This window comes from Solibacillus merdavium, from assembly GCF_014836935.1.
In the GTDB taxonomy this organism is placed as follows: Bacteria; Bacillota; Bacilli; order Bacillales_A; family Planococcaceae; genus Solibacillus; species Solibacillus ferritrahens.
In genome coordinates, this window is sequence record NZ_JACSPW010000006.1 from 184,630 (window position 1) to 191,248 (window position 6,619).

At 39.6% G+C, this 6,619-nt stretch carries 7 protein-coding genes; all 7 read right to left on the bottom strand.

The window, feature by feature from the left end; translation table 11 throughout:
* Positions 1 to 19 precede the first annotated feature (19 nt).
* The 7 genes from H9632_RS08435 to H9632_RS08465 are packed head-to-tail and all read right to left on the bottom strand — an operon-like array spanning position 20 to position 6,508.
* The gene (locus tag H9632_RS08435; protein ID WP_191703665.1) at positions 20 to 1,189 is read right to left on the bottom strand and encodes a thiolase family protein; all 1,170 of its coding nucleotides are present in this window, start codon (positions 1,187 to 1,189) and stop codon (positions 20 to 22) included.
* A complete protein-coding gene (locus H9632_RS08440; RefSeq protein ID WP_191703666.1) occupies positions 1,186 to 1,632 on the bottom strand; it encodes a MaoC/PaaZ C-terminal domain-containing protein in 447 nt (148 codons plus the stop codon). Before H9632_RS08440 ends, H9632_RS08435 begins: the two co-directional genes overlap by 4 nt.
* Positions 1,629 to 2,078, bottom strand: a complete 450-nt coding sequence (locus tag H9632_RS08445; protein ID WP_191703667.1) for a MaoC family dehydratase N-terminal domain-containing protein — start codon at positions 2,076 to 2,078, stop codon at positions 1,629 to 1,631. Before H9632_RS08445 ends, H9632_RS08440 begins: the two co-directional genes overlap by 4 nt.
* 16 nt (positions 2,079 to 2,094) lie before the next feature.
* The gene (locus H9632_RS08450; protein WP_191703668.1) at positions 2,095 to 2,859 is read right to left on the bottom strand and encodes an SDR family NAD(P)-dependent oxidoreductase; all 765 of its coding nucleotides are present in this window, start codon (positions 2,857 to 2,859) and stop codon (positions 2,095 to 2,097) included.
* A gap of 54 nt (positions 2,860 to 2,913) precedes the next feature.
* Positions 2,914 to 4,089, bottom strand: coding sequence for an acyl-CoA dehydrogenase family protein (locus tag H9632_RS08455; protein ID WP_191703669.1), 1,176 nt, complete (start codon positions 4,087 to 4,089; stop codon positions 2,914 to 2,916).
* Between the two features lie 32 nt (positions 4,090 to 4,121).
* Positions 4,122 to 5,741: a long-chain-fatty-acid--CoA ligase gene (locus tag H9632_RS08460; protein WP_191703670.1), complete on the bottom strand. Its 1,620-nt coding sequence runs from the start codon at positions 5,739 to 5,741 to the stop codon at positions 4,122 to 4,124.
* The gene (locus tag H9632_RS08465; RefSeq protein WP_191703671.1) at positions 5,738 to 6,508 is read right to left on the bottom strand and encodes an SDR family oxidoreductase; all 771 of its coding nucleotides are present in this window, start codon (positions 6,506 to 6,508) and stop codon (positions 5,738 to 5,740) included. The genes H9632_RS08460 and H9632_RS08465 overlap by 4 nt, the downstream gene beginning before the upstream one ends.
* Between the last annotated feature and the right edge of the window lie 111 nt (positions 6,509 to 6,619).

A 6,619-nucleotide genomic window follows, 5' to 3' on the forward strand; every position in this document is an offset into this window, starting at 1 on the left:
AATTTTGGGGAAAAATTGACTACCCCTCTCGTTCAATGATCGTCGCAATTCCTTGCCCGCCACCGATACATGCAGTAATGAGTGCATATCTTCCGCCTGACCGCTTTAATTCGTAAATTGCTTTTGTCATTAAAATAGCACCCGTGGCACCTAGAGGATGTCCATGTGCAATTGCCCCACCGTTAACATTTACTTTTTGCGCGTCCATGTTTAGTTCCTTATCACAAGCAAGAACTTGTGAAGCAAACGCTTCGTTTATTTCTATTAAATCCATATCCTCTAAAGCTAAGCCAGCCTTCTCTAATACTTTTTTTGTTGCAGGTACTGGTCCGATTCCCATAATATTTGGGTCAACCCCGGCAACTGCCTGTGCTCGAACGACTGCTAAAGGAGTTATTCCTAACTGATTTGCTTTTTCACGAGACATTATAACAACGACTGAAGCAGCATCATTTAAACCTGAACTACTACCTGCAGTAACAGTACCACCATTCAAAAATACTGCCGGTAATTTTTCTAATCCTTCTTTGGTCGTTTCTGGACGAGGATGTTCATCCACTTTAAACTCAATTGGTTCACCTTTTCGAGTAGGTATATAAATCGGTACAATTTGCTCTTCAAAACGGCCTTCTTCCATAGCTCTAGCCATCTTTTGTTGGCTTTGTAGAGAAAATGCATCCTGTTCTTCCCTACTAATGTTATATTTCTCAACTAAGTTTTCTGCTGTAATCCCCATAGGTGGATCGCCTATTTCTTTTGGAGCTAATTGAGACTTACGGAAGCGAGGGGGCGTTGGACTATAAGCTTTTTCTGGACGGTCCAGTAAATAAGGAGCACGGCTCATACTCTCTACTCCACCTGCTACAAAAATATCACCGTCGCCTGCCCAGATTGCCTGTGCTGCTAGATTAATTGCATTTATACCAGAACCACATTGACGATCTACAGTTAAACCAGGGATTCCTAGGAATAAACCTGTTTGCAAAGCTGTTAATCTAGCAATATTCCCACCACCACTTAGTACATTGCCTAAAATAACGTCATCAACCATATCAGCCGTAACATTTGCACGCTTTAGTGCCTCTTTCATCACCTCTGCTCCAAAAACATGAGCTGGAATAGATGCAAGTGCGCCACCCTGTCGACCGATTGCTGTTCTTACTGCGGAAACAATTACAGCCTCTCTCACACATTCATCCTCCCTATTGATTCATCTGAAAATTCAGAAATCTTATGACGTAAAAATTTTACTGATCCATTCATAACTTCCTTTTGGTGTTGATTGATTGCTGCAACTTCAAACATCATTTCACTTGAATTATGGTCCAGTAAAGTTGCCTTTAGTGTAATGCGGTCATCTATAAATACCATGCCTTTAAAGCGGATGGCGAAATCTTGAATAAAACCTTCCTCAACATAAGGTGTAAATAACTTTGCTAAATTACCCATCGTCCACATTCCATGCGCTATAATGCCTGGTAAACCTGCTTTCTTCGCCTCATCATCAATTGTATGAATGGGATTGAAGTCACCAGATGCTCCTGCGTATTTAATCAGGTCAATTCTACTTACCGGTTGCAATTCAATAGTGGATAATGAATCGCCTGGCTGCAAATCAGCAATATATGTCAAAAGCCCATCCCCTTTCTCACTGCTTCATTAATGATGAGAATACGATCTTCGCTGAAAATTAGGTTTTGATCTATATCTAAGCCCTCACGACGAATGACTAAAAAGCCCATTCTTCCATTACTCCCAGTTTTCTCATAGTAATCTTTCACTTCTGTATAGCAATATACTTCTTCTCCAACAAAAATTGGCCGTTCATAATGAAAGATTTGCTCTCCATGAATGAGTCCCTTTGCCGGTAGATTTAAATTTGGAATCGTACCAAAATCAAGTGTAACTGGAAAGGTAGGTGGCGCAATATTTCGTTGATATCTTGAATTTTTCCCTGCTTCTTCGTCATAATAAATCGGAGCAAGATCATTAATGGCCACTGCAAATTTTTTAACAGCACCTCGCTCAACTGTATTTTTAATTACAGTTGAGCGTGTTCCAATTGCTTCTTTAAACACTTAATCCCTCTTTTCTTTAAGTTCTAGGTCCTCCAGCAACATAAATAATTTGCCCACTTACAAAAGATGATTTTTCATCTGCAAAAAATAAGACTGCATTTGCAATATCTTCTGGTTTTCCGCTTCGTCCAACCGGAATTGCCTTAGTAGTGAATTCAACAAACTGATCAAAAGGAACGCCCATTCTTTCAGCAGTTGCTTTTGTCATATCTGTTTCAATAAAGCCTGGCGCAACAGCATTTACGGTTACACCATATCGACCTAGCTCAATTGCTAGCGTTTTAGTTAATCCTTGTAATCCTGCTTTCGCCGTCGAATAATTCGCCTGTCCGCGATTACCTAAAGCAGAAGTGGATGACAAGTTAATAATTCGGCCGTAATTTTGCTTCGTCATATAAGCTTGAGCAGCTCGAGAGGCGTAGAATGCACCTGTTAAATGAACATTCATAACGGTTAACCAATCTTCATCCGTCATTTTAAATACTAAATTATCTCGAATAACTCCCGCATTGTTTACTAAAATATCAATCGAACCGAACATTTCATAGACTTCTTTCATCGCCAATTCAATGTCTTCACGATTAGCTACACTTCCGACTTTTGTATAAACTGAATAACCCGCTTCTCTTAATTCACTAGCTGCATCTTCTAACGCTTCTTCATTAACATCAATAATTGCGACATTAGCCCCTTCTTGTGCGAATTGCTCTACGATCGCTCTACCAATTCCTCTGCTGCCACCTGTTACAAATGCTGTTTTTCCTTCAAATCTTTGTCCCACCACTATTCCTTCTTTCTCTAAAAAATTTTTTGATTTCATCGCTCATTAATAGAGTTAAACATATTGCCCAATCTTAACGTTACCTTTTAAGAGATTTCTTGAAATGATCATACGTTGTATTTCGTCAGTACCATCATAAATTCTCCAAAGTCTTGCTTCACGATACCATCGTTCAATCGGTAACTCTCTTGTATAGCCCATCCCACCATGAATTTGGAGTACTCGGTCTACTACTCTATTGCCCATATTGGCACCATATAATTTAGCCATTGATGCTAAATGGCGATTATCTTCTCCTTGATCGAGGGTAAAGGCTGCATTAAGCACAAGCCATCTTGCTGCTTCAATTTCAACTGCTGAATCTGCAATCGGCCACTGGATCGCTTGATTATCTGCAATTGGTTTTCCAAATGTTTTGCGCTCCTTCGAGTAATCGATGGCCATTTGCAGTAGTCGTTCCGCCATTCCAACTGCACGAGCACCTACAACCCATCGTGCAAAGCCAATCCATTCTAATCCCAATTTATAACCACCGTTAATCTCACCTAAAATATTTTCTTCTGGAACACGCACATTATCAAAGACTAAACCAGCCGGTCCCCATTCACCCATAGTGTCGATATACTCTGATTTCCAGCCCATATCACGGTCTACGATGAAGCAAGTTACCCCATCTCTACCAGTTTTTTTATGGAGCTCTCTATCAGTTATCGCAATGACCATTACAAAATCCGCTTCATTGCCACCTGTAATAAAAGTTTTCTCTCCATTTAATATCCACTCACTGCCATCTTTCACTGCAGTCATTTTAATGTTTCTTGTGTCGGACCCTGCATCCGGCTCTGTCATAGCAAAGCACGATTTTTTGTCACCATTTATCGTAGGAATTAAGTACTTTTCCTTTTGGTAGTCGTTTCCATAATAAAGAATATTGTCTGCTGAACCGCCAAAACTAAAAGGTACAAATGTTTTCGAAATCTCCATTAAAACGAGCGCCATCATCATTTGGCCAAGGTCAGCACCACCATACTCTTCTGGCGTGTTAATACCCCAAAATCCAAATTCTTTCGCCTTTAAGCGTAGCTCTTTTAATTTTTCATTTGAGATACCCGGTTTCCCTTCACGCTCGTTTTTCAGCACTTCATTTTCAAGAGGAATTAATTCCTCTTTCACAAATTTGCGGATTGTTTCCTGCACCATTTTTTGTTCATCAGTTAAACGTAAATACATCTAGACACACTTCCGTTTCCATTAGATTTATATTAAACTTGATCACTTTGAGCATTGAATTGCGTTATTAAATTTCTTTTCAGTATTTTACCAACAGCCGTTTTAGGTAACTCTTTGACGAATTGAATTTCTCTAGGAACCTTATATGCAGACAATTGGGTACGACAGAAATCAATAAGTTGGTCAGACGTCACATCCTGCCCATCCTTCAGTACTACAATTGCTTTAATTGTCTCGCCGCGATACTCATGTGGAATACCAATTACCGCGACTTCAAGTACAGCTGGATGTTTATAAAGAATGTTTTCAACCTCGATAGGATAAACGTTATATCCGCTTGCGATAATCATTTCTTTTTTACGTCCAACAATAAAGAAGAAGCCGTCCTCATCCATTTTTGCTAAATCTCCTGTATACAGCCAACCATTCCGTATAGCGATATTTGTTTCTTCAGGTCTGTTCCAATAACCTTTCATCACCTGAGGCCCTTTAATAACCAATTCTCCAACTTCACCAACAGCAAGGCTTTGCTCTCCAGTTGCAATATCTACTATTCTCGCATCTGTATTTGGAATTGGAATACCAATACTCCCCTTTTTCTGCAATCCATCAACAGGATTCCGATGCGTCACAGGTGAAGCTTCTGATAGCCCATATCCTTCAGCAACCGAAGTACCACTTATCTCGTTGAATTGATTAATAATCTCTATTGGTAAGGGTGCCGATCCACTCGAACATATATTAAAACAGCTCAGATCAAACTTTCTGACATTGTAATAATTTACGAGTGCAATATACATCGTTGGAACGCCCGGAAATGAGGTTGGCTTTGTTTTTTCAATTATGTCAATGACTTGCTCCACATCAAATTTAGGTACCAAAATCAAATTTCCACCGAGATAGAACGTGACAGACATAGCACTCGTCATTCCATATACATGAAACAATGGCGAAATAGTTAAAACACGCTCTTCCCCTTTTTTTACCTTAACAGTGGAAGTCGCTTCACTTTGAAGGGTGTTAGCAACTATATTAAAGTGGGTTAACATTGCCCCTTTTGGTGTTCCGGTTGTTCCTCCTGTATATTGCAAAACTGCTACATCTTCAACTGGATTTATATCTACCCTTTGCAGTTCGCCCTCATCCTCTATTAATAATTCATCTGGCAAGTAAGCGCTTTCTACAGAAACCGGGAAAACCTCCTGAATCGGTGTTTGCGCTCTAATCGCCTCAATTAAAGGAAGTAATTGATCCATTACAATGATTGCCTTCGCCCCAGAATCATTTAAAATATGGATTAATTCTGAAGCCTGATACATTGGATTTACTTGAACTACAATTCCACCACATGCTAGTATGCTGTAAAAACTCACAGGGTATTGAGGACAATTCGGAAGCATAATTGCAACCCGATCACCTTTGCCAACACCAATTTTTGATAGACCTTTCGTAGCCTTTTTAATGTTATTGCTCAGTTCCTTATAAGAGAAAGTTTTCCCATAAAACGTTATAGCCGTGTGATTTGGATATGTTGCTATAGACTCATCTATCAGCTGCGGAAGCGAAATTTCCGGTATTTCAACTTCTTTCGGATTTCCGGGTACAACATGCTTTAACCAAGGTCTTTCCACATTTGTTTTGCTTTGCGTCATAATGATCCACCCCCATCAATAGCTAATACTTGCCCTGTAATATAATCACTTGCCTTTCCAGCAAACAGTAATGCTGCAGCCTTTAACGAATTCGTATCACCAAGTTTATTCATTGGATTTTTTTGCCTAATACGATCACCGCTTTTTTCAAGAATATGTTTTGTCATCGTAGTTTCGAAAAATCCTGGAGCAATAGCATTAACAGTCAAACCATACTCCGCCCATTTACGTGCCAAATCCTTTGTGAAATGGTGTATTGCAGCTTTACTCGTGCTGTAACCAATGGCATTTAAAACTTCAGCAGGCTCTGCTTTTATACCTGCGACAGAGCCAATATTAATGATTTTCCCGTATCCCTTTTCAATCATGTGATTGCCGACTGCTTTCGACATAAGGAAGGTGCCGGTAACATTGACGTTCATCACCTTTTGCCATGCTTCAAGGGGCATCTTCTCAGCCTTTTCTCCCCAAGTAGCCCCGCTATTATTTACTAAAATATCAATTTGACCAAAATCCGATATAACTTCATTTACTGTATTGACCACATTTTCCTCATTGCCTACATCACAAATATAAGCTCTTGCTTGCACTGAAAACTTATTCTGAATATAGTCGACTGTTTCTTGGCAATTGCTTAATTTACGGGAACAAATCGCAATATTGGCACCATGCTCTGCAAATGCTTCTGCAATATCCCTTCCTAATCCTCTTCCTCCACCTGTAATAAGAGCTGTACGTCCACTTAAGTCAAATAAAGATTGATCCATATATTCGCTCCTATCTCATAAAAATAAATACTAATTCTTGGCAATTGCTTAATTTACGGGAACAAATCGCAATATTGGCACCATGCTCTGCAAATGCTTCTGCAATATCCC